Source organism: Bacteroides salyersiae, assembly GCF_031172035.1.
Taxonomy (GTDB): Bacteria; Bacteroidota; Bacteroidia; order Bacteroidales; family Bacteroidaceae; genus Bacteroides; species Bacteroides salyersiae.
The window spans coordinates 5,433,881-5,458,301 of sequence record NZ_CP133452.1 but is presented as its reverse complement, the minus strand read 5'-3'; the positions used below and the strand labels follow the sequence as shown (position 1 = coordinate 5,458,301).

The window sequence follows — 24,421 nt, the reverse complement described above, 5'->3', positions numbered from 1 at the left end:
TACGTTTAAAACATTTTCTTGATGCGTCCGGCTACCGATCCACCAACCGCACCGCCGACTGCCGCCGCACCGTTCCCGGCCATCTTCCCGGCACCGTTGGCCTTCTGCCCGTAAGCTCCCGCACCGCCGGCCTGTATAATCCACGAGGACACTGTGGGCACGCAGAAGTAACCGATGATACCTATAATCATGAAGATACAATATACGCTGTTCGATGCGTCCGGTATGAATGTCGGGTCCTGCATCTGCTGGATGTCCTGCTGCAACATCAGAATCTGTATGCGTGAGAGGATAGCCCCGAACAGGTCACCCACCGGTAGCCATAAGTAAATACAGATATAGCGTGACAGCCATGTGGTGAGCGTACTCTGGAATCCGTCATAGACGGCCAGCGCAAAAGAGATAGGTCCTAAAATCGACAATACAATCAGGAAGAAAGTCCTTAGCGTGTCTATCAGCAGCGATGCGGCCTGAAAGAACAGTTCCAGCAGTTCCCGGAACCATTGCCGCACTTTCTCTCCCATGTCATACACCGCCTTCTGCCCGTACATGTTTATCATCGTGTCCATGTCTCCCAGCGACCAGCCCAGCTCGTCTATCTTCTTGTCAAACTCCTCGTCGCTTACCAGAAAGGCCTTTGCCGGGTCACGCAGCATCGCCTCCCGTTCCAGTTCGTCCTTCTCTTCCTGATACTTCTTCATGTCGAAGGTCTGCTGTTCGACCAGCGAGGAAGTCGCACTGCACACGGGGGAAAGAATCCCGTTGATGGTCCCCAGCACGAGAGTGGGAAAGAACATGATGCAAAGTCCCAGCACGAAGGGCCTGAAAAGCGGGAACACGTCAATCTCTTCCGCCCTTGCAAGGGACTGCCACACCCGGTAGGCCACGTAGAACAGGGCACCGATACCGGCCACTCCCTTCGCCACACTTGCCATATCCTCGCACAGCGGCATCATCTCATCGTAAAGCGAACGCAGCAGCTCATGCAGGTTCGTCCAGTCTATTGATAGTAATACCATAGTTTATCCGTTTCTTTAATGATGAATGATTACCAGTAACGCTGTTCGTGTGTGCCGTACAGGGCGAGTACCCTTTGGGAGTCCCCCTTCTTCTTGCTGCGCAGGTACGATATTCCGATATTCTTGCGGGTATAATACCATGTCAGGTTCTTGTATTCCAGCACTTCGCCGTATATCCGGTTGATGATGTCCAGCCGTTCCTTGTCGGTCATCGAGAGTCCGGTAGCCGTAGTCACTTCCTTCAAGTCCAGCAGCAGGTTGCTGCTTTCTTCGAGCAGTCGGTTATACCCGAATGCCATGGCCGAGAGTTCCTCCACGGTGAAGTTCGGGTCGCCCATCATCGTATTGAAATTGGTCACGTAAATATCGCTGATGTCGCCTACGAGCAGGATGGTCTGCTGCACCTTCCGGGCGCCTTTCACAAGGTCATGCACCGATTTCAGTGCGTCGTAGTAGGCTTTTCCCTGCTCATAAATCTTTACGGTCTCCTGAAAGTTACTCCACATGTTCTGTGCTGTTGTGGAAGTCTGCACGATTTCATTGGCCGAGTTCACGATGCTTTGGGCAAGGTTTGTGGGGTCTATTACCGCCCATTGTGCCTTGCTTGTCACCGAAAGGGACAACAGTGCCATAAACAGAATTATCATTCTCTTCTTCATGCGGCTATCTCCTTTCTTTGGTGAGTAAATGCCGGCTGTCGTCATCACGGGCGAACAGTCCGTAATTGCCGAACAGCAACACCTCGCTGCCGCTGAAATACCCGATACATCCGGCATCCTTGTTCCCGTGCAGGAAAAGGTCATCACCCTTCCTAAGAGGGATATTGATTTCGGTATAACTTTTTTCTCCGATAAACAGCGTGGCCTTGTATCCCTTGAATCCGTCCGTCACATGATTGGATTTACGGACAGTCAGCGACGAACCGCCCTCCTTGTTCATTCAGTGCCCGCAGATGCGGTCATGTTCCAGTTCCTTCTTCATCTCCCCAATCAGGTTCAACAGATCCAGATTGGTCAGGGTCGCATCTCCGAGAGCTTCCCTGCATTGGTTTAATAAATCCTTTTTGCTCATTGTCATCTATGTTTAAAATGATTACTTTTTTCCCTGCCGCTTACGTTCGGCAAGTTGTTTGATAGCTAACTCTATGTTTCCCCCCAGCTTTTCAGTAAGCCGGGTAAGTTCCAGTTTTTCAGTCTCTTCGGTGGTGTAGCACAGATATTCTTCGCCCGAAACTTCTGTCGCATATACCGCGCTCTGCGTACCGCCAAGTCCTATCCAGACCTCTTTATACAGCCGGTTCGCGGCATTGGCAAGGTTGATCGAGAGTATCTGGCTGCGTTCCTTGTCCGTCAGGCCGAGCAGGTTCTGTATCTGGTCGAATTTATTCTGATACTTCCGCTGGTCGAGTAATATTTTGCAATCGCTGTTGTTGATAATCGTCTCTTTTACAACGGGTGAAGAGATAATGTCATCCACTTCCTGCGTCACCACAACCGCCTCTCCGTAAAACTTTCTGACCGTCTTAAAGAGATATTTTATATAGGATGCCATCCCTTCCTTGGCGATTGCCTTTCATGCCTCCTCAATCAGTATCATCTTGCGGATACCCTGCAAACGTCTCATTTTATTAATGAACGTCTCCATGATGATAATTGTGACAACCGGAAAAAGGATAGGATTGTCCTTCACTACATCCAGCTCGAATACGATAAACCGTTTGTTCAGCAAATCCAGTTCCTTGTCCGAGTTCAGCAGATAGCCGTATTCACCGTTTTTGTAATAGGGTTCCAGCACGTTCAGAAAACCGTCCACGTCAAAATCTTTCTCCCGCACGTTCTTATCGGCCAGCACCTTGCGGTAGTCCTTCCTTACAAAGTCATAGAACGAGTTGAAGTTGGGCTTTATCTTGCGGTTCTTCTTTATCTTCTCGATATACAGGCTGACCGCATTTGACAGCGCCACCTCTTCCGAGCGTCGGGGCGGTTCGTCCTCCCTTTTCCAAAGAGTGAGTATCAGGGTCTTGATACTGTCCCGTTTCTCGATGTCATACTGGTAATTCTCCGTGAAAAACGGATTGAATGAAATCGGGTCATCTTCTTTGTATGTAAAATAAATCCCGTCGTCTCCGCCGCTCTTCTGATGTATCAGGTCGCAAAGTCCCTTGTACGAGTTTCCGGTATCCACCAGCAGGATATGACTTCCCTGTTCCCAATATTGTCTGACAAGATGGTTGGTAAAGAAACTCTTTCCGCTTCCGCTGGGGCCGAGTATGAACTTGTTTCTATTAGTCACCACCCCTTTCTTCATGGGCAGGTCCGAGATGTCCAGAAAGACCGGCTTGCCCGTCAGCCTGTCTACCATGCGGATACCGAAGGGGGACAGCGAGTTCCGGTAACATGTCTCGGCCGTGAAGAAGCAGAGCGCCTGCCCGGTAAACGTGTAGAACGTCTCTTCAGAGGGGAAGTCCGCCTCGTTTCCCGGTATGCCTGCCCAGTAGAGGGCCGGAAGGTCGGTCGTGTTATGACGCGGGGTACATTCCATCAAGGCCAGCGCACTTCCCACGTCATTCTTCACCCTTCGGAGTTCATCCCCGTTTTCCGCCCATGCGATGATGTTGCAATGACAGCGTACGGACTGTAATCCGTTGGTATGCGCCTCGTTCAGGTATTCGTCCAGCCACTCCTTGTTTATCTGGTTGCTGCGGCTGTAACGGGAAAGCGACTGCATGTTCTTGGCCATCTTCTCAAAACGGGAGAGGTTCTCGCTACTGTCGTCTATGAATATCCACTGGTTGTAGATATGGTCGCAGGAGAGCATTACGCCCACGGGAGCGGCATAGCTCAGGCGGCAGTCCGAGCGGTCGGTCGAGAGGCGTTCATACCGCCCGTCCGTCCTGACCCTTCCCGGAAGGTCGTCGAGGTCGGAAAGAGTATGCAGGCAGAGCCGCTTGTCACCGATACGCATCCCGTCCGGGTTCAGCTGCATGTCCTGCAACGTACGGCTTCCGTCTGCCGACAGCGTGAGGTACCGCTCGATAATGCCCGGTTCGCTTTCCGTTCCCGTAATCTCTTCCGTGGTGAGGCGTTCCAACCTTACCAGCCCGCTGTCATTGACGATGCTTTCAAACTGTCCCACCGCTTCCATGAAGCGCTCCACCGTTTCCTTGTCCCTGATTTCCTTCGGCACCAGAAAACCACGGCAGAGCGTGTTCCAGTTGCTTTGTTGCCGGGAGCGTTCCCTGGTGGTCTTGGTAAGGAACAGATAGCAGGTGTGGTGCAGGTAGGGTCTTTCGTTGAAGTGCCGCTCGAAACTGCGGGAAAGGAAGCTCTGTTCATCCCTGCGGATGTCCGGCTCATATTTCTCCGTGATGAAAATATCCTGTTTGTGGACGATTGAAAAATTCGGCAATACCTTGATTGCCTTCGTTCATGTGGCGTGCATCGCCTCATAATCTGCGGATGATACCGAAAACACTTCCGGCAGTGTGACCCGGAAAGCGACCGTGATGTCGGCGTCCTTGCTGACGATGCAGCCGTGTTCCACCGTCATAATGGGGAACTTGCTTTCCAGTGTGGATGCTTTTAATATACTTCTCATATGATTTACGATTGTTGTTGTTTAATCAGACGCGTGATACGTTTTCGTGAGAGGATTCTCCGGGGATGCTGCCGGGCCGCGAACAGTTTCATCAGCCCGTGGCTGCCGTATTTACGGTTCAGCGTGAAGGTCAGCCATACCAGCACGGTAGCTGCTGACATCCCGAAACCGATGCAGATTCACTGGCCGATGCCTGCCATATACATGATGACGAACATCACGAATACGGTAAGCAGGCCGGCAGCGAAGATAAACAGGTATTGCGCCCGGAGTCCCTTGAACTCCACTTCACGGCCCACACCTTTATTTATTTCAAAATCAGCCATAAGTTGCTGGTGTTTTTAGAGGAAGAACGACCTCAGGATGGTAGCCGCGACTATCAGGAAGATGCAGGCTCCGAACCACGAACTTGCCGTTTTCGAGGTGTCGGGGTCACCCGAACTGAACTTCTGGTAGACCTTGATTCCTCCCACGAGTCCGATGACGGCTCCCACCGCATACGCCAGCTTTGTGCCGGGGTCAAAATATCCGCTCACGAGCTGTGTAGCCTCGGTAATACCGGCCTGCCCGTTTCCTTGCGCCATTGCCACGCTTGCCGCCGCAACAGCGGCCAGCATCATAATCAATCTTTTCTTTTTCATTAATTCCGTGATTTTTAAGTGAATGAAAAGCCACGGACCGCCCCTTTCACTATCCCCACAAGGCAGCCCGCAGCCGCTTTATGGTTTACTGGTTCAGGGGGTAAGTTCCGGCTGGAAATCAGCCGGAGTCATAATATGCCATTCGCATCGTCATTTGTTTTAGTGGTGAAACATGGGTGTTAATTCTCTCTTGACAAGGGGATGCGCATCATCCCGAATCGTAATAGCCTTTTGTTCTCATTGTCTTTACTGTTTTTTACCGTTTTTATTTCAAATATTCCCCGCACTTGAAACCTTTGCGGGGTGTATAGTCCTCAAAGGAAGAGGACTTGAACAGCCACATCCGGTTTGCCCACCGTGCAAGGTCACGCTCATACCGGGTAGGCGTCCGCCTGTTCTCATAATCCCGGAAAGGAATGACAAAGGGGGTAATCCCCAGTTTCCTGAGCACGTTCAGCCGGAAAAGGTCCTGCTCTATGGTGGAATTGAATCCTACCAGCACATAGCAGGTAATCTTGTAAGGCTTCACATGCCTGACCATCTCTTTCAGACGCTCTGTCAGGTCCAGTGCGGGCAAGTCCCAGGCGATGTGGATGTTCTGTTTCATCTTCAGCCTGTTCAGATGCCAGGCCTGTTCCTCATCCATAATCCTGACGTCCACACCGTGCAGTTTCACGGGCTGGCGGGTTTTCAGCAGATACTCCACCGCCGACCTTCACTGCGGATTGGCAAAGAAGTTGTTGTCCAGTACCTCAATCCATTTTCCTTCGGGATTCAGTTCCACCGGCTCCACCGCCCGGATATACCCTTCTTTCTCGCGGACGAGGCAGAAAGGGCATTTACGGATGCAGCCCCTTGAAAAGAACTGGAGGGAGAAGGGATACTCGGGGTAAAGGGAGTAATCCATCATCCGGCTGTGTTCCACCGTTTCGGGAAGCCTGCCGGCAATGTCATATCCGGTTCCGCCCCTGACTACCTCTCCGGCATCCAGCCGGCTGTAATCATAATCGGGTGTAAAGGTGAACACCTTGCTTGCCAGCACCTTGTCATACCGCCGCGTCGGTTCCGCCCATTCCACCCGGTGCCCTTCCCCCTTGTAATAAGCCGAAAGGCGCATCAGCGCAAAATTGGGGAAGTTATGTCCGTCCACATCTACCAGTCCTATATTCATACGGATAAAATTTAATGGTGAATAGTTCTTGTTGTCTTGCCGGGTGACTGCCGCAAGCGGTTTGTCATCCCGAATCGTAAAAAGTCATATACATGCTTTGTCAGTTTATTCAGTCACATACCATAGCGAATCTCTTTTTACAATGATACGGGCAATCAACCCGTATCAAAATAACCTCTTGTCATCGTTACCTCCTTTTTTAATCGGTTAATCACTGTCCGGAACAGCCTCACTCAAATGTTCGGCTTCGTCCAGAAATTTGCTGATACGGCTGTCGCTGCCATTGATACTTTCCAGTATCGAGCGCTCAATCTGCGTATCCTTTATATGGTGGATAGCCCTCAGAAGGGCCAGCCGTTTGTCCGTGGGGATCTCCTTGCCGTTGCACAAGTCGATGATCAGGTCTATCTCTTCCGGACCGATACCGGCTGTGCCGCCTTGATAACCGTCACGGGCACAGTTCAAGTCTTCCAGTTCCTCATTCAGCTCGTCCGTATCCACGTCGTCACTGTTTTCAGTCTGTTCCTCATTGTCCTCAAGTCTGCCGGAACTGTCGGGCCCGGAAGCCCGCCACTCTTCCACACGCTTGTCCCGGAACAGTTCCGGGATGCGCTCCGGCGGTACTTGTGCCGTCCTTTGCGGCACCGCATCTTCGTTTCTACCGGCAAATGTAGAGGCATTTTCCTTACCTGCAATAGCCCCGGAACCGGTGGCGTTTATTGGCGGCTGCTGGCGTGTCCCATAGCTTTTCGTGACGACAAGGCTGTCTGTTCCGGACAGTTTTGGAGGTATTTTTTCCATGCCCGCGTTTGCAGGCTTTTCCTTCATTTTCGGCTTATCCTTGTCTCCTGTTTCTGTTTTCACTGCCGGGATGTCCATCTTTTCAGCTTCCCGCACCGACGGACTCGCTTTCTTTTCCATTTTCCCTTTCGTGCGTTTACGCCCTTTCTTCTGTTCCTCTTTCACCGGATCGAACCACCCGGCAATACTCCGCAGGGCTTTTGCCATGCGGCGGCGTGCCTTCCCGAAACATATTTCGCCGAGCTGTCCCCTGAACAAGAACTTGTCCATGAACAGATAGGCGAACAGCAGCCAGAACAGGACGATTCCGGCTTCATAGTAACCTGATAGTATATCCATAACCTAAAATATTTTGTTGTAACTCTTTTGAAGGTGGGCCTTCACCTCTTCCGAATGTCTCTCGAAATGTTCTTTCAATACATTATCTATATAGTTGCCGACCGTCAGCTGCCGTTTGCCCGCGATTCCGACAATAACCGATATTTTCTGGTGCAGTTCCTTGTCGATATACACTCCCTGCCTGCCTTCGCATTTATAGGGGGTAAAGAATCTGCGGATAAAGTCGGCCAGTGCCGTGCGTGTCGTCTTCGGTGACGGTTTTTCCACAATCACTTCCGGACAGCCGGTATCATCCGTAACAGAAACATTTTTCACTGTTTCGTTCACACGCTCATCCGCTTTTCTCTTTTCATCGGATAAGGCGGTTTCTCTGTTTTCGCCGTTCCCTCCGGTCAGAGAAGATGCCGGAGATAAGGAAGGCTCCGAAGGAACACCCGCCATCAGGCTGCGCAGGTATGCTTCATCCACCGGATTTTGTCCGTTTGTTTTCTTCGCCATGACTATTCGGTTTTAAATATAGATATGATTTCATCCATGAACGTATTGAAGCCGCACTCTTTGGTGAATGCCGCATTAGGAGCGAACAGCGTACTTCGGTAAATGGGGCCGCCCGTAACGGACAAGTCTCTGGAGAAGTTGCTGCGCATGGGAATACGTGTTTGAAGGCAGTCCAGCCCTAACAGGGAGAATCCTTGCTGATAGATGTCATACAAGGCTGTACGTTCCCTTCGGTCCACCATGTTCCAGAACAGGCACAGCCTTTTTAAGGAGGATACGCCGGTTTTTATCAGCCGGTCATTAATGGTAGTTGCAAAGTTCAGTGTGCTTTCCAGCACCAGGCGGTCTGCCTTTATAGGCACGAACAGATAATCGAGCGCACTGATTGCGGCGATAACCCCGTCGCAGCCCATTGTGCCGGGCAGGTCGAACAGTACAATATCATAAAGAGTCTCCGCCTTTTCTTCAAATGCCCTTCAGTCCGCCATGCCGCCGGCCGGAGTGCTTCCGATGACCGGATAAGCCTTTTTCTTCAACCGTCCGGCCTGCTCCACCAAGAGGTTCTGATAAACGGGTGTGGTCTTTACCACTTCCATATCCCGTTTTTTCTGTTTCATAATCGAATGTTGTGGATAGTCACAATCCACAACCGCCACGTTCAGTCCTTTCACGTAATGCAGTCATGATGCCGCATAAATGGTAAATGTTGATTTACCCACGCCGCCCTTCTGGGTAGCGAATGAAACGAATACTGTTTTCTTTTCCTTTTCCATTGTTACAAATTTAAGTAAGTGAATAATCGGATTTATTGATTTCCGGACAGACAGCCGTTTATCCATTTGACTGTCTGTCCGGTTACTTGTTTCATTGCCTGCCTATCCGGCCAGTTACATAGCTGCTTATACAGTTATCTACATAGCTGTTTAGCTATCCGGCTATTCGCGCATGTAGTTGTTTAATGATGTAGCTATAAAGCTATTCATCTATGCAGCTATCTGTCTATTCATCTGAATAGCTAAATAGCTATATAGCTAAGTACATATTCTGGCACTTATATATTCGGAGATTTGTTTATCCGTCTATACATTTATATGTATGGTTGTGTATCTGGATAGATACCGGTCTGAATATCTGTTTATTCGTTCAGACAGCTATCCATATAGTTGTCCGAATACCAGACTGTTTATCTGTTCAAACAGATAATCGAATAGCTATCCGGCTGCAAATAAACTTCAAAAAGAGCATCAGTGAAGTATCCGCCGTTTCAAAGTCATTTATTGGCGGCTGTTGGCGGGAACCGCCATAATGCACGGACAGAAAAAACTATCTACCTTTGTCGCCGGGAGAGCGCAGCCCGTTCTCGGCAGAGAACGTAAAACAATCCTTCAGACCTATAATCCGGCCCGGCCGGATTTTAATATGCGTCAGCATATAGCGAGGTGTACTTTCAGCGGTTGAAAATATTTCCAACCGCTGAAAGTCTCGCCCGAAAGGTGTTTCGGGGGCAAAGGTTCTCCCAAGTCGAACCTTTTAAAATTTTCATGTTATGAAAGATGAAACAAGAATCCGTAACGCCGCAGGGCGTAAGGTGCTGGCAGACCCGCGCACGCACCGCTATTATCTTTGTCTCAATGACAGTGAGAACGAGAAGTTTCTCACGATGTTCGAACAGTCCGGCATGAAGAACAAGGCCGAATTTATCTTCGCCCGTATCTTCGGTTGAGAGTTCAAGGTGGTGAAGATTGATAAGGAAGCGCAGGAATATTACGCCCAGCTGACCGCTTTCTATCAGCAGTTCCGACGCATCGGGAACAACTACAACCAATGTGTGAAGATCATCCATACCATTTACGGAGAGAAGAAATCGCTTGCGTTTCTCTACAAACTTGCCGAAGAAACCCGTAAGCTGGAAGAAATATGCAGGCAGGTTATCGAACTTACGAAGCGGTACGAAAAGGAATATCTTACTAAAAAGGAATAATGTCATGGTACCGAATATAACATCGGGCAAGACATTCTACGGGGCGATTGCCTGTAATAAAATAAAGGTGGACGACGGTACGGCAAAGGTATTGTGACACCCGAAGATAGCGGCAGATACTTCCGGTAATATGCCGATTGAAAACTGTGTACAGGCTTTCGAGCCTTATATCGCACTCAACTCGCACGTCAGGAAACCGGTTATACATATCTCCTTGAATCCTTCCCCGAAAGATATTCTCTCGGAGGAACAGATGACCGTACTGGCGCAGGAGTTCATGGAAAAGTTCGGGTACGGGAACCAGCCCTATGTCGTATGGCTGCACGAAGACATAGACCGCAGGCACATGCACATCGTTTCGGTACGCATCAATGAAAAAGGTGAAAAGATAGACCATAACCGGGAAGGTATCCGGGCACAGAATATCTGCCGTGAAATGGAAGTGAAGTACGGGCTTCATCCCACACTCGGAGAGCATGGCCAGCGGGAACTGGTAAGTCTGCAAAAAGTGGACTATGCGAAAAGTGATGTGAAAGCGCAGCTAAAGCATACCGCCCGTACCCTGCTGGAATGTTACAACTTTCATTCGCTTGCCGAATACAACACCTTGCTGGAACTTTACAACGTGACGGTTTATGAAGTAAGGGGAAATGTGGACGGAAAAGAATACCACGGCATCATGTACGGAGCGTTGGACGATGACGGGATGCGGGTGGGAACGCCTTTCAAGTCCAGTAAGTTCGGAAAGGTATTCGGTCATGAGGCATTGCAAAAGAAATTTGATACATCTGTTGAAAAGGTAAAAAGAGACAGTCTTGCCGAAAGGACACGCAGGGAAATCATCAAAGCCATGCAGGACATAGGCACGAAGGAAGACTTTGCACATAGGCTGAAAGAGGCGGACATAGAAGTTGTTTACCGTATCAATTCCGATGGGCGTCTTTACGGCATCACATTTATAGACCATGCGAACCGGACGGTATTTAACGGTTCACGTCTGGGCAAGCCATTTACCGCCAATGTATTCAACGAACTGTTCAACAATCCGGATGCGAATCGGGAAAGGCTGATACCGCCGCCGGAGCAGGATACGCCACGGCAGGGAAATGTCCCGGAACAAGCGGATAATATGAACCGGGAGGGACAACAGGGATGGCAGGATACACGGCAAAACGGACGGCAGGCGGAAATCTCCGGCAGCCTGATTGACACGTCCGCACTCGGAGCCGTTGATATTTTCTCCATACTCATGGAGGAAGACCACACGCATGAATACATCGATCCGGCTTTCCGTTACGGGCGCAGGAAAAAGAAGAAAAAGCGGAGACGCAGGTTATAATATAATAATGTATAGAACAGAAGTCTAATTTTAAAATTTACGATTATGCAGAATGAAGATGATTTAAGGGGGCTTGCCAAGGTCACGGACTTTATGCGGGCCATCAGTTTTTTGTTTATGGCGATACACGTCTATTGGTTTTGTTACGGCTGGCTGAATGAGATGGGCTGAACGCTCGGTATAGTGGACCGGATACTTTCCAACTTCCAGCGTACGACCGGACTGTTCTCGTCCTTGCTTTACACCAAGCTGTTCTGTGTCCTCTTCCTCGGTCTGTCCTGCATGGGCAACAAGGGGGTGAAGAAGCATGAAATCACATGAAGGAAAATCGGCATCGCGGCAGTTGCGGGTGCCATACTGTTTTTCTTCAACTGGTGGCTGCTCTCTCTCAATGCCTCATCCGGGGTATGTGCCGTGCTTTATACCGTAACATTAACCGGAGGTTTCTTTTGTCTGCTGGCTTCCGGACTATGGGTAAGCCGGTTGCTGAAAAGCAATCTGTTGGAGGACGTGTTCAATACGGAGAACGAGTCGTTCATGCAGGAGACCCGTCTGATGGAAAACGAATATTCCATCAATCTGCCGACCAAATTCTGGTACAGAAAAAAGGAATGGAAAGGCTGGATAAATGTGGTGAATCCCTTCAGGGCAAGCATGATTTTAGGCACGCCGGGGAGCGGTAAGTCGTATGCGGTGGTCAATAATTACATAAAGCAGGCAATCGAGAAGTCTTATGCACTTTATATATACGATTTTAAGTTTGACGACCTGTCGGTTATTGCTTACAACCACCTGATTAAATACAGACACCGTTATAAGATACCACCCAAGTTTTATGTAATCAACTTCGATGATCCGAGAAAGAGCCACCGTTGCAATCCGTTGGCTCCGGAACTGATGACGGATATTTCGGATGCCTACGAATCCAGTTATACCATCATGTTAAACTTGAATAAAAGTTGGGTGCAAAAGCAGGGGGACTTCTTTGTGGAATCTCCGATTGTTTTGTTTACGGCGATAATCTGGTTTTTGAAGTTGTATGAAAACGGCAAATACTGTACGTTCCCACATGCCATTGAATTGCTTAATAAAAGGTACGAGGATGTATTTACAATCTTGACAAGCTATCCTGAGCTTGAGAATTATCTGAGTCCTTTTATTGACGCATGGAAAGGCGGTGCCAGCGAGCAGTTGATGGGCCAGATTGCATCCGCCAAAATTCCGCTGTCCAGACTGATAAGCCCGCAACTTTATTGGGTGATGTCCGGTAGTGACTTCACGTTGGACATTAATAATCCGAAGGAGCCTAAAGTTCTGTGTGTCGGCAACAATCCCGATAGAATTTCCATTTATGGTGCTGCTTTAGGTCTGTATAACTCCCGTATCGTTAAGTTGATAAACAAGAAGAAGCAACTCAAAAGTTGTGTAATCATTGACGAGCTACCCACGATTTTCTTTAAAGGTCTGGATAATCTGATAGCCACGGCACGAAGCAACAAGGTGGCGGTTGTGTTGGGTTTTCAGGACTTCAGCCAGTTGAAACGCGACTATGGTGACAAGGAGGCCGCCGTTATCATGTCAACTGTGGGTAATGTTTTCAGCGGTCAAGTGGTGGGTGAAACGGCCAAAACACTATCAGAAAGGTTTGGAAAAATCCTGCAAAAGCGGGAATCTGTTAGCATCAACCGCAGTGACACTTCCACTTCCATCAGTACGCAATTGGATAGTCTGATACCTGCCAGCAAAATCAGTACACTCTCACAAGGTATGTTTGTCGGTGCTGTAACGGACAATTTCGGAGAGACTATAGATCAGAAGATTTTCCATGCACAGATAGTGGTGGATAATGATGCGGTACAGAAAGAGACTGCCGCTTACCAACCCATTCCTGAAATCAGCAGTTTTCTGGACGAGAACGGTAATGATACAATGGAGCAACAGATACAAGTCAACTATCGACAAATCAAGCAGGATATTGTGGAATTAGTAGAGAATGAACTGATACGCATTGAGAATGACCCAGAACTCAAGCACCTATTAGGTAACAATGACAGTTAATAGTAAAGGGGGAGACACTTATAGCAGCATTTCTGCTCTTTTTACGGCAATATCAAAAATACTTGATATTGCCGCAAATATTTTAAAAGGGTCAAGTGTCAATATGAAGTTTTTTTGCAATATTATCTACAAATGTATCACAACATTCCATCAAATCTTTTATAATCATTGTATCAATCTCTATTTTGTCGCCTTGCTTATTATATCCGCTTCTATGTATAACATGGTTTCTTGTATCTTTAAAATGTTTTGTCAATTTATCATCTTTAGGTATTTCCACATCAAAAGCAGACTTATACAATTTTCTTACCTTGTTTTCTAAATCACTATAGGGTATGCTATTTATTAAAGTTTTAACTATTTCAACTTTCTGTTGCTTACTTTTTTTTAAGTATTCCTTTTGTTGAAAAAGAGGATGATTATCGACTATTTTTCCAAGAAACAAAGGATTTGCTTTTGTAAGATTGACTACAGTTAACCATAGAAATGTTTCAAAATATGATATTACACTAACATAAATTTGTCTATGAAAAATTTCTAATAACGAAGAATCATCTATTTTAGCAGATAATAAAATCATAACTTTAGACATTGATTCTTTATAATATATATAACTATTAAACGTAGAGGATTCAGATTCGTATTTATATTCATCATAAGCCTCTGAATCAAAACTATCTAATTGCCAATAATCAACCCAAACTTGATTATTAGAATCTAATCCCTTTATTTTGTGCAAAATATCTTGGGGTGAATTACTATCGAACTTGACAATGTAGCCATATAGAGCACCATCGTATCCTTCATCCTCATAAATATCATAATTGACATTTGATAGTTCATCAACGGTTATATCCAACAAAGATGCCAATTTTAATTCTTGTTGTTCTTTCTGCCTTTCTATAATATATTCATCAATTGTACTCATGAGCTATTTTCCTATATAAAAACCATTCCTACCATCTTCTCCTTTACCCACAAATTTAATAATATGTATATTATTCATAAGTTCTTTATTTTCTGGGATTTTATTATCAAACATTATAAATTGATAATTCCATATTTTTTCATTGCAATATCGAAAGAAGGCATTTAGTATGCTGTTATCAAGTTGATCTTCTTGGGTGATTTCTTGATGTTTGTCATAATGGGCTGTCAGTGGAGAATCAATAACAAGTAAGCGAGAGAAAGGAATACTTTTTTCGTAACAATAATCTAATAAAGCAATCATTATTGCTGTAAATGAAACTGCACGTTTACCTTTACCATATAATTGTCTTCCTTTTCCACTAAGAACAAAATCAAAAGTTGGTTGATATTCAAATGATATAGTTTCTGTATCAGGAAATTTCCAATCAGACAATATTTGTTTTACAGTATTCATATAATCAGATGCAATATCAGTTCTATTTTCAGTTGGATGTATTGCTTTAGTATTTGCTAAACTATCTTTTAATTGACTCAGCTGAACTGACAGTATTCGTACATCATCTTCCAAATTAGTCAATGTTGTTTTTTTCTCAATAATTATTTCAGCTTGTTCTAAACTTTCTTTTAAGAGAGATAAGTCTGGTTCTATTTTATCTATCTTACAAGTCAGATTAGATAATTTATTTTTTATTACTGAAATCTCATCGTAGAGTTTTTTTATTTTACCCTCTTTCTCAGTTATAAGATTGTCAATATCATTATACTTAGATTTTATGGAAATATATTCATTTTGAATTGCCGTAAGAAAATTTGAAGATTCTATGTTTTCCACTATTTCTTTTGCTATAAACTCTCCACATAGAGGACATTTTACAAAGCTTAATTCTTTGTATAAGTTTCTTCCTTCATTTATAAATTCAAGTCTTTCTAAATCAATTCTATAATGTTCTTTTAACAATTTCATTCTCTCCAAAAATTCATTATTAAACATAAATTCTGAAGATAAATCTTCTAAGTTCGAACTTATTTCTTTTTTTTGTTTATACAATTGTGATAATGTTAATGAAGTTTTTTCTATTTCTATTTTATAATATTCTAATAATCTTGAATCTTTTAAATTCACATATGAAACATCACCTATTTCGACAATTTTATTATTTTTCTTTTCTATCTCTTCTGTCACATAGTCTATTTTTCCTTGGATCCTTGATTTTCTGATTTTTAAGTCCTCTTCAGGAATATATGAAGAATCATCGTGTCCTGTCATCAAATATGACAAGATATTACGACATTTAAGATATAAGGCAGGATTTGTTTCTATATAAAAAGGAGATTTTTCATTAAGTATCCTTGTTTCATCTACAAAAATTAAGTGCCTTATTGTTGAGAAGGTTAATTTATGTAGTTTACTTGGATTGATCTTTATTCTTATATCTGAGACATCTACTAATGATAATAAAAATGAAGAATAACTATTCGCTGACTGAGCGTTTATTTTATATTCATCATACTTTATACTATCATCATAGTATTCCATAATAGAACATGGTTTTACCTTTACAGAAGGTCCATTTAACTTTCTATGTATCGTGTAAAATTCTTCTCCATAGGTATGAATTTCCATTAAAAAGTCTGTATAACCTGTACCCTCCAATGGAATCTTTGGATTACTGGATTTTCCCAATAAAAATTCTATAACAGAATAGAGAGATGTTTTACCTGTGTCAGAAGGTCCATAAACTACGTTACAACCTTTAACAAAGTTTATTTGAGAATCTTGAACCAATTCTCCTTTTGCCACTACACTCTTTATATAGAAACCTTTATTAGCCATTTTTATTGTATTAAAATAGATTCTTTAGTAAATTCATTTCCCCACTTTCCGATATTGCACTCAATATAAGTATTTAAATCTTCATCAGAATAATTTTTAAAATAATCACAAACCCAGAGAGCTATACTATTAAGTTTATTATAATATTCACTTGTCATATATTGCACAAATATTTCTCCGGCTTTTGTTATTTGATATTCAAATTTATTATTTTCAATATTCAATACTACTAATTCTTTTGATAATAATATATTTAAAGCATTGGATATGTTTTGATGATTGCTAATGTAAATACTTGCTCTATATGGAATATCAGGATGAATACTGGAAGGAGCATTTTTTATATCTCCAGAATGAATAACAAAATATTCATAAGCTACTAACCGATCTCTTTCTATTGTCTTTTTATGAACATTCATAATAACCAATAGCCGTAAAGCTATTTCAAGATTACTATTTAATAATTTTATTGTTTTATTTTCCATATCAATTTATCTTCATTTGAAAGTTGAAAACATACACCACGTAATTCATTACTTCCGATTTTAGGTGCTAATAAATTTTGTTTAACTTGAAAATGAGACGCTTCTTTAGTTACAGCCTTAACTCTTTCATATCCAGAATCATAATCCTCATCATATGTATCTCCGACATGATTTAATACATCATTTTTTAATTTCTCAAACTCGTCATCTGTAGCTGGAGATATTTCCTTACTTATCATAGCTACAGACTCTGCTTTATAAAAAGATTCTCTTGATCGAGAAAAGTGTTTGTCATATGTGGAACCTGTAATATTTTTAATAGTAATATCATAGGACGAGTCCTCTGTGTAAGCATCCAACAAGTGCTTAATATATGCAACTTCATTGACGGCAACATTGTTAGGTACTAAAATATTATATGATGGCAGACTATTAATTCCACCTCCAAAATAAAAGAAATAATAGTGACCTTCTTTTTTCAGATCATCTATAAAACAATCAGGAGATATACAATCAATTATTTCAAAATTGAAGTTATCAAAGTAATCCAATAATTCTCCGGCAAGAAGTATTGATTGCTTTTCTATTATCTTATTATGAATTTTGGTATTCCAGTCACTTTTTAATTTATTTTTTAGCAGTTTTCCTTTATCTTTTATCAAATCAAGAAGACTTGGTGATATTCCTAAAGGAGCCATAAAATAGTATTTTGATGGGACAGATATCGCTTTGCTAAATGAATAATATATCAGTTTACCAAATTCTATGTTAATGTCAGAATACGTCAATGCATTTTTATAATGTTTGCATTGATATAGATCATATTTATCCTGTGATAAATCAATATATGCACAAATATCCCTTCCCTTATCTCCAGCACCACCAATTCTATATACATCCTTATATTTAGATTTTAGACAAGCATATGCCCATACAGCTACCAATTCCTCATAAGTATCCTCATCCATTAAGGCTAAACGTTCTTTGGGGGCAATATCATAACGTAATCTTTCTTCATTAGAAAGCATATGTATTCTTGTTGGTTCTATAACGGCTTCTTTTGTAATTTGTTCTTTATTATGCATATATGAAACTATCTTTTATAAATTTCGTTACAAAAAAAAGAGATTAAACATGGATTAGACAGAATTTTATCTTTCTGTTGTTCCATTATCTCAATTGCTGGAGTGCATTCTTGATATATTTTCTGTTGTTTCATAATATTCTACAGTTAAACGCTGTTGACTAATCAGACACTGTAACTATGATATGCAGTGTTGACTTTATTTTTTGCTAAAATACAAAGTAAAGATGAAATAATCATAATTTGAACAAATAAATTAGTGCATTATATTCAATTATAGAGACTTCTTTCAATTATGAAGAGAAATAAAAATATACGCTATGTAAAAAATGGCAAAACTACTATATTTTGTTATTTACGTCAATGAGCGCCAATCTCCGCCATCTATTCCTCATACCTTCAATCTTGTAACATATTATCAATTAATATCCTACATTCGCACCGACGGGCTAAAGTTTACCCGGTAATAATCATTATTGTATCATTTTAATTTTAGAATTTATGGCAAAGAAAAAACAAGAACAAGAGCAGCAAGGTCAAGAAGAGCATGTAATGGCAGTCCTCGACAAAAGAACGAACAAGACCGCAGTCGTTTCCAAAATGAACGAGCAGGACGGCAGTCTCGAAATCGTACCACCCGACAAGAAGAACAACAACAGCTTCCTAAAGCTGGACCGCACATCACCGTTGGAACTGTTCTTCACGAATTTCAAGAACCAGTACAACAATCCCACAAGTTTCAGTTTCTTCCTTATCCCTCTCGCTGTATTGGAAAAGACCCTGAATGCCGTCATCCAGATCCGAAAGGGGGAAGACCCCGGACCGGAAGGCAAAAAACTGGTAGAGAACAGTGAACTGAACGATGAAGGGCGTATCGCCAAACTCGCCAGACGCTACAAGTTCGACGAGCACCAGCTTCCCTGGAAGGAACTCAGTGCGCTGGGAGTGGACAAGCAACTGTTGTTTGAAAACCATTGCATGGGTGAAATGCTCAAGGGCAGAATCACTTCCACCGCCTTCCCCATCAGTAAGGAAGTCAACGGCGTCAAGCAGGACATGGGTGAGGCCTGTTTTCTCTGTGTCAAGGGTGAGGACGGCAAGGTACAGCTGAAAACACTGAGCAGGCTCGACAAGCCGCAATATGACCTGCCCGCCTATAAAGGCGTATTCACGGACGAGGAAAAACAGAAACTCCAGGATACCGGAACACTGGGAGGAATAAAGGAGATGAAGGATACCTACACAGGAAAAGTATGCAACTGTTACGTGGCTTTCCATGAACCGAGCAACCGTATCATCACGATGCCCGTGGACGCCATCAAGATACCGGACTACATCTACGGGAAAAGGCTGGACGACAAGCAGAAGCAGGCCCTCGCATCAGGCGGGCAACTTTCCATCAATGACATACAGCGCAAGAACGACACGCTTCTTTCCGGCGTGGCCTTTGTCGATCCGAGAATCATGGACATCGCATTCAAGCAGGCCGGAGAACAGCTGAAAGTGAACGACACCATCATGGGAGCCAGAATCACCCCCGAACAGAAAAAGATGCTGGAAAACCATGAAATGGTATATATCGAGAATATGCGCTACAAGGGCAGGACATTCTCCGATGACGTGCGCTTCAGCAACAAGAGCAATAACCTTCTCATAGGAAAGAACGCGAGGGAGTACAAGCCGAATCTTGAAAACCGGAAACAGGACCAGAAAAAGGAAAGCAAGCAGACGGCACGTCACGCCGCATCCTTCACGCCCAAACCCAAGAAAAACAGCTTTTCCGTGGCATAGTCTTACGGAAACGGCCACACTTCACATATATACCCGATTACCACACCGATGGCTGTCGGGTATATGTTTAATGAATACATGGAATCATCCAACGTAAAAACAAACCGATTATGCAACATAACAATACACCAGAGGGAGAACTGTCATACTTTGAAACGGCTCTCCTTCTTCATTTACGGAAAAGCCATCCCCACATGGCCGGGAATCCGAATTTTCTCAGGTCAAGAGCCGATGAAGCAGCCAATGTCTATGAACATTCCATACGTGACGGTCTGACCGTCACGCAGGCATTGGGACAGTCGGACGCCGTGCTCTACCGGGACTTGCAGTTTTCCAAGTTCGACACCCTTTTTGAAGTGGTGTCGGAATGGTTCCCGGAAGTGCCCCCTGAAAAGCGGAAGGGTCTCTGCCTGGGATTACTGCCGTCCGCAGAAGCCGTATTCAACAAATATCCCATAGACGACAGGTTTGAGGCTTCCCCTTCCTACCGTATCCTCACCATCGAACTGACAGGTTTCATCCAATCAAATATAGAACAATATGGCATATAACAAGCGACAACATCTGGCGGACAACATGGCCGCACTTGAATACCTGTTCATGCGCCCGGAGTTTTGTCTCACCGAAGAAGGGCGCAAAGTATTGAACGGCTACACCGGTTTCGGAGGACTGAAATGTATCCTCAATCCGGCAGAAAAAGACACGGACATCGGAAAGTGAACGGCTGACAGGGAACTGTTCCCTCAGGTGAGGCTGCTGCATGAACTGCTTCGGGAGTATTCCACGGACGAGAAGCAGTACAAGGAGTATATACAAAGCCTTAAAAATTCCGTACTTACCGCATTCTATACCCCCGAAGCGGTGGCATCCGTCATACAGAGGACGTTGCAGGCATCGGGTGTCGTCCCCGGACGTTTTCTTGACCCTTCCGCAGGTACCGGAGTTTTCATCAGCCCTCTGAAGGACGTGCCTGAAATAACCTGCTTTGAGAAGGACAAGCTCACCGGAAGGATTCTCTCCGCGCTCTATCCGGACAGCAAGGTCATTATAGACGGCTTCCAGACCATACAACCTTATTATAACGGTTATTTCGATGTGGTATCCTCCAATATCCCGTTCGGAGATACCAGAGTATATGACCGTGACTTTGACCGCAGTGGCGATCCGGTACGCAAAGGGGCACTCAACGCCGTACACAACTATTTCTTTTTGAAAGGCATGGATACGCTGCGGGAAGGCGGCATAATGGCTTTCATCACGACTTCGGGAGTCATGGACTCGCCCGGCAACCGTCCCATACGGGAATGGCTGGTGAACCACGCCGGACTGGTTTCGGCTGTCCGCCTGCCCGGCAACCTTTTCACCGATGCCGGAACCAAAGTGAGCAGCGACCTGATCGTATTGCAGAAGAATAGCCGGAAAAACGGACTGACCGAAGCGGAACGGAACTTCATCGAGACCCGCACACTGCCCGGAAACATCACCATCAACAACAGCTACAAGGAACTGGACCACATTATCCATACCGCTGTCAAGACCGGTAAGAACATGTACGGGCAGCCCGCCATGAACTTCATCCATACCGGCAGCGTGGAGACCATTTCCGAAGAACTCGGAGAGTTGCTCTTGCAGGACATCGAAAGCCGTCTGAACCGGGAACTCTACACGGAGAACCTATCCCGGCAGTCCGTTCCGTCCACAGCCATCCTACCGACAATCACCATAACGGAAGAGGACGAACGGCCACCAAAAAGCGAGCAGGTGAAACAGCTCCCTTCCACCAGACCGTATGAACCCATGCTCAACCTTTTCGACACTTATGCCGAAGAAGATACGGAAGTACCGGAAAGCAGAATGCCGGAAAGAAAAGTTGTGACGGCATCCCGTAAGAAGAAAGACAACACGCCCGAAATGTTCAATCTCTTCTCGCAGGAGAACGCTTATGACGAAGCGGTCCCAGCAGAGGACCTTTCCCTGGCGCAGGCCGAGGCGGAAGCGGCATGGCAGGAACGCAGGAGGAAAATGGAGGAGGAACGCAAAAAAGAAATGGAGCCAAGAGCGTTTGACGGGGAATTGAAACCGGAATACAAGAACGGCTCCATTGTAAAATCAGGCGAACAATACGGCCACCTTCGGGGCATGAACACCCCCGAAGTACAGTTCCACCCGCTCAGACTGACAGTAACTCAGCAATACCGGGCCTCTTATTATATCCCCCTTCGTGAGGCATACCATGAGCTTTACAGGACTGAAGCCGAGACGGAAACCGAACAGCCCGGCCTGCGTGAGGAACTCAACAGGCAGTATGACCGTTTCAGACGCATGTTCCGGGAACTCAACCACAAGGACAACGCCAAGTTCCTGCTGATGGATGCGGGAGGCAGGGAAATGCTCTCACTGGAAAGAAGTATCCGGGGCAAGATACAGAAAGCGGACATATTCACCGTCCCCGTATCATTCAATGCCAACGAGGTCAAACATGCGGACACCGCCCAGGAAGCGCTTGCGGCCTCACTGAACAAGTTCGGGGAGGTGAATCTGGAATATATGGAGAGCCTGAGCGACATCGGCAGGCGGGAACTGCTTGAACAGCTTGAAAGCCGTATCTTCTACAACCCCATGATGAAAAGATACGAGATAAGGGACCGTTTCATTGCGGGGAACGTCATCGCCAAAACAGAATGGATAGAGAAGCATCTCAAGGAATACCCCGATGACAAGGAAAGCGGGAGGTCGCTGGAAGCGCTGAAGGACGCCACACCGGAACCCATAGGTTTCGAACTGCTTGATTTCAACCTGGGTGAACGGTGGATACCCACATCCGTATATGAAGAATTTGCGGAATATCTTTTCGGGGTAAAGACCCGCATCAGCTATACGGAAAGTATCGACGAGTTCGGCATAACCCTTGAAGGAAGCAACGCGAACATCACCGACAAATACTTCGTGAAAGGAGAAAAAAGAGGATATTACGGGAATGACCTGCTGAAACATGCCCTGCACAACACCGTGCCCGACATCACGAAAACCGTACAGGACAAGGACGGAAAAGACATAAAGGTGCGCGATGCCGACGCCATCCAGCTTGCCGACGCCAAGATCAACGAGATACGCAAGGAGTTCGTGAACTGGCTGAACGAGCAGCTCCCGCAGTTCAAGCAGAACCTTGCCGGAATGTACAACCGCAAGTTCAACTGTTATGTACGGCCGGACTACGACGGCTCCTGCCAGAACTTTCCTTTCCTTGACCTGAAAGGTCTTGACATCCCCGGCTTGTACGACAGCCAGAAAAATGCGGTATGGATGCTGAAACTCAACGGCGGGGGGATAATCGACCATGAGGTGGGCACCGGCAAGACGCTCATCATGTGTGTGGCCGCCTTCGAGATGAAGCGTCTCGGACTGGCGGACAAGCCCATGATTATAGGGTTGAAGAGCAACGTGCACGACATCGCCGACACATTCAAAAGGGCATATCCGAACGCGAAGGTACTGTATCCGGGAAAGGAGGATTTCACCCCCGAAAAACGTGTCGGGATATTCCATGACATCAAAAACAACAACTGGGACTGCATCATACTCACGCACGACCAGTTCGGAAAAATCCCCCAGTCACCGGAGATACAGCAGGAGATATACAATAAGGAGATAGAAAGCATAGAGGAGAACCTTACCGTATTCGAGCAACAGGGAAACGAGGTCAGCGGCTGGATTATACGCGGACTGGAAAAGAGGAAGGAGAATCTTCAGGCGAAACTTGAAAAACTGGAGGATACCATCAAGGGGCGGACGGATGACGTGGTTGATTTCAAACAGATGGGCATCGACCACCTGTTCGTGGACGAATCGCATAATTTCAAGAACCTGATGTTCAACACCCGCCATGCAAGGGTTTCGGGACTTGGAAACCCGGAAGGAAGCATAAAGGCGATGAACCTGCTTTTTGCCATCCGTACCATTCAGGAACGCTCCGGCAAGGACCTGGGGGCCACCTTCCTGTCGGGTACGACCATCTCCAACAGTCTGACCGAGCTTTACCTGCTTTTCAAATACCTTCGCCCCAGAGAAATGGAAAGGCAGGGAATCACCTGCTTTGACGGTTGGGCCGCCGTATATGCCAAGAAAAGCACGGACTTTGAGTTCTCCGTGACCAACCAGATCGTGCAGAAGGAACGGTTCAGGTACTTTATCAAAGTACCCGAACTTGCCAACTTCTACGCGGAGATAACCGACTACAAGACTGCGGAGGAAGTGGGTGTGGACAGGCCGAAACTCAACCAGCAGCTGTACCATATACCGCCCACACCCGACCAGGAGATGTTCATAGAGAAGCTGATAAAGTTTGCGGAGAGCGGGGACGCCACCCATATAGACCGCCTTCCGCTGTCCGATGCGGAGGAGAAGGCGAAAATGCTGATAGCCACCAACTACTCGAACAAGATGTCGCTTGACATGCGCCTCATCGACATGAAATACGGGGACAATCCGGGAAACAAGGCATCCCACTGCGCGGCCAGAATTGCGGAATACTACTACAAGTATCTCGACCAGAAGGGCACACAATTCGTGTTTTCCGATCTGAGCACGTACAAGCCGGACGAATGGAACATTTACAGCGAAATCAGGCGCAAGCTGGTGGAAGACCACGACATTCCGGAAAAGCAGATCCGTTTCATTCAGGAGGCGAACAGCGACAACGCGCGTAAGGAACTGTTTGACGACATGAACTCCGGACGCATCCGTTTCCTTTTCGGCTCCACCCAGAAATTGGGAACGGGAGTCAACGCCCAACAGAGGGCCGTGGCCATCCATCACCTGGACATACCCTGAAGGCCTTCCGACCTTGAACAACG

At 45.6% G+C, this 24,421-nt stretch carries 20 protein-coding genes and 4 pseudogenes; 7 read left to right on the top strand and 17 right to left on the bottom strand.

Annotation, left to right across the window (positions count from 1 at the left end; genetic code table 11):
• Positions 1–5 precede the first annotated feature (5 nt).
• The 13 genes and pseudogenes from traJ to RB604_RS20880 form a co-directional block, all read right to left on the bottom strand.
• Positions 6–1,019: a conjugative transposon protein TraJ gene (traJ, locus tag RB604_RS20945; RefSeq protein WP_007482274.1), complete on the bottom strand. Its 1,014-nt coding sequence runs from the start codon at positions 1,017–1,019 to the stop codon at positions 6–8.
• A 29-nt stretch (positions 1,020–1,048) separates the two neighbouring features.
• Positions 1,049–1,678 (bottom strand): DUF4141 domain-containing protein, encoded by a 630-nt coding sequence (locus RB604_RS20940; RefSeq protein WP_044094137.1) that lies wholly within the window; start codon positions 1,676–1,678, stop codon positions 1,049–1,051.
• 4 nt (positions 1,679–1,682) lie between these two features.
• Positions 1,683–1,958, bottom strand: coding sequence for a hypothetical protein (locus RB604_RS20935; RefSeq protein WP_007482277.1), 276 nt, complete (start codon positions 1,956–1,958; stop codon positions 1,683–1,685).
• Positions 1,959–2,096: a hypothetical protein gene (locus tag RB604_RS20930; RefSeq protein WP_157440107.1), complete on the bottom strand. Its 138-nt coding sequence runs from the start codon at positions 2,094–2,096 to the stop codon at positions 1,959–1,961.
• Between the two features lie 15 nt (positions 2,097–2,111).
• A pseudogene (locus RB604_RS20925) lies at positions 2,112–4,616 on the bottom strand (TraG family conjugative transposon ATPase).
• Positions 4,617–4,621: 5 nt separating this feature from the next.
• Positions 4,622–4,942: pseudogene (locus RB604_RS20915) on the bottom strand (DUF4133 domain-containing protein).
• 15 nt (positions 4,943–4,957) lie between these two features.
• A complete protein-coding gene (locus RB604_RS20910; RefSeq protein WP_007482288.1) occupies positions 4,958–5,257 on the bottom strand; it encodes a DUF4134 domain-containing protein in 300 nt (99 codons plus the stop codon).
• 265 nt (positions 5,258–5,522) lie between these two features.
• Positions 5,523–5,951 (bottom strand): radical SAM protein, encoded by a 429-nt coding sequence (locus RB604_RS20905; protein WP_044094154.1) that lies wholly within the window; start codon positions 5,949–5,951, stop codon positions 5,523–5,525.
• A gap of 21 nt (positions 5,952–5,972) precedes the next feature.
• Positions 5,973–6,428, bottom strand: a complete 456-nt coding sequence (locus RB604_RS20900; RefSeq protein ID WP_007482293.1) for a hypothetical protein — start codon at positions 6,426–6,428, stop codon at positions 5,973–5,975.
• Between the two features lie 207 nt (positions 6,429–6,635).
• Positions 6,636–7,568 carry a hypothetical protein gene (locus RB604_RS20895; RefSeq protein ID WP_007482295.1) on the bottom strand — a complete coding sequence of 311 codons (933 nt, stop codon included), beginning with the start codon at positions 7,566–7,568 and terminating at the stop codon, positions 6,636–6,638.
• Positions 7,569–7,571: 3 nt separating this feature from the next.
• Positions 7,572–8,066, bottom strand: coding sequence for a DUF3408 domain-containing protein (locus tag RB604_RS20890; RefSeq protein WP_007482297.1), 495 nt, complete (start codon positions 8,064–8,066; stop codon positions 7,572–7,574).
• Positions 8,067–8,068: 2 nt separating this feature from the next.
• Entirely contained in the window at positions 8,069–8,479 is a 411-nt protein-coding gene (locus tag RB604_RS20885) for a ParA family protein (RefSeq protein ID WP_007482298.1), read from the bottom strand.
• Between the two features lie 63 nt (positions 8,480–8,542).
• Positions 8,543–8,683, bottom strand: coding sequence for a conjugal transfer protein (locus tag RB604_RS20880; RefSeq protein WP_085930833.1), 141 nt, complete (start codon positions 8,681–8,683; stop codon positions 8,543–8,545).
• 929 nt (positions 8,684–9,612) lie between these two features.
• Between RB604_RS20880 and mobA the strand changes: the two are divergent.
• From mobA to mobC, 3 genes and pseudogenes are all read left to right on the top strand, one after another.
• Positions 9,613–10,047: pseudogene (mobA, locus tag RB604_RS20875) on the top strand (conjugal transfer protein MobA).
• Between the two features lie 130 nt (positions 10,048–10,177).
• Positions 10,178–11,386, top strand: a complete 1,209-nt coding sequence (gene mobB / locus RB604_RS20870; RefSeq protein ID WP_007482304.1) for a conjugal transfer protein MobB — start codon at positions 10,178–10,180, stop codon at positions 11,384–11,386.
• Between the two features lie 45 nt (positions 11,387–11,431).
• Positions 11,432–13,444: pseudogene (gene mobC / locus RB604_RS20865) on the top strand (conjugal transfer protein MobC).
• A gap of 91 nt (positions 13,445–13,535) precedes the next feature.
• On the opposite strand, the gene RB604_RS20860 reads toward mobC, so the two are convergent.
• From RB604_RS20860 to RB604_RS20845, 4 genes are read right to left on the bottom strand one after another with little or no spacing between them, the layout of a single operon-like run.
• The gene (locus RB604_RS20860; RefSeq protein WP_007482311.1) at positions 13,536–14,372 is read right to left on the bottom strand and encodes a hypothetical protein; all 837 of its coding nucleotides are present in this window, start codon (positions 14,370–14,372) and stop codon (positions 13,536–13,538) included.
• Positions 14,373–14,375: 3 nt separating this feature from the next.
• The gene (locus RB604_RS20855) at positions 14,376–16,208 is read right to left on the bottom strand and encodes an AAA family ATPase (RefSeq protein ID WP_007482313.1); all 1,833 of its coding nucleotides are present in this window, start codon (positions 16,206–16,208) and stop codon (positions 14,376–14,378) included.
• Positions 16,209–16,210: 2 nt separating this feature from the next.
• Entirely contained in the window at positions 16,211–16,693 is a 483-nt protein-coding gene (locus RB604_RS20850; protein ID WP_055294830.1) for an ABC-three component system middle component 2, read from the bottom strand.
• Positions 16,675–17,778 carry an ABC-three component system protein gene (locus RB604_RS20845; RefSeq protein ID WP_007482320.1) on the bottom strand — a complete coding sequence of 368 codons (1,104 nt, stop codon included), beginning with the start codon at positions 17,776–17,778 and terminating at the stop codon, positions 16,675–16,677. Before RB604_RS20845 ends, RB604_RS20850 begins: the two co-directional genes overlap by 19 nt.
• A gap of 500 nt (positions 17,779–18,278) precedes the next feature.
• Between RB604_RS20845 and RB604_RS20840 the strand changes: the two genes are divergently transcribed.
• The 4 genes from RB604_RS20840 (at position 18,279) to RB604_RS20825 (ending at position 24,398) form a co-directional block, all read left to right on the top strand.
• Complete coding sequence (locus tag RB604_RS20840; protein WP_055294832.1) at positions 18,279–19,568, top strand: DUF3945 domain-containing protein; 1,290 nt, start codon at positions 18,279–18,281, stop codon at positions 19,566–19,568.
• 110 nt (positions 19,569–19,678) lie between these two features.
• The gene (locus tag RB604_RS20835) at positions 19,679–20,119 is read left to right on the top strand and encodes a DUF1896 domain-containing protein (RefSeq protein WP_007482324.1); all 441 of its coding nucleotides are present in this window, start codon (positions 19,679–19,681) and stop codon (positions 20,117–20,119) included.
• Positions 20,109–20,288, top strand: a complete 180-nt coding sequence (locus tag RB604_RS20830; protein ID WP_007482326.1) for a hypothetical protein — start codon at positions 20,109–20,111, stop codon at positions 20,286–20,288. The genes RB604_RS20835 and RB604_RS20830 overlap by 11 nt, the downstream gene beginning before the upstream one ends.
• 153 nt (positions 20,289–20,441) lie before the next feature.
• Positions 20,442–24,398 carry a helicase-like domain-containing protein gene (locus RB604_RS20825; protein WP_055294891.1) on the top strand — a complete coding sequence of 1,319 codons (3,957 nt, stop codon included), beginning with the start codon at positions 20,442–20,444 and terminating at the stop codon, positions 24,396–24,398.
• Positions 24,399–24,421: the final 23 nt, after the last annotated feature.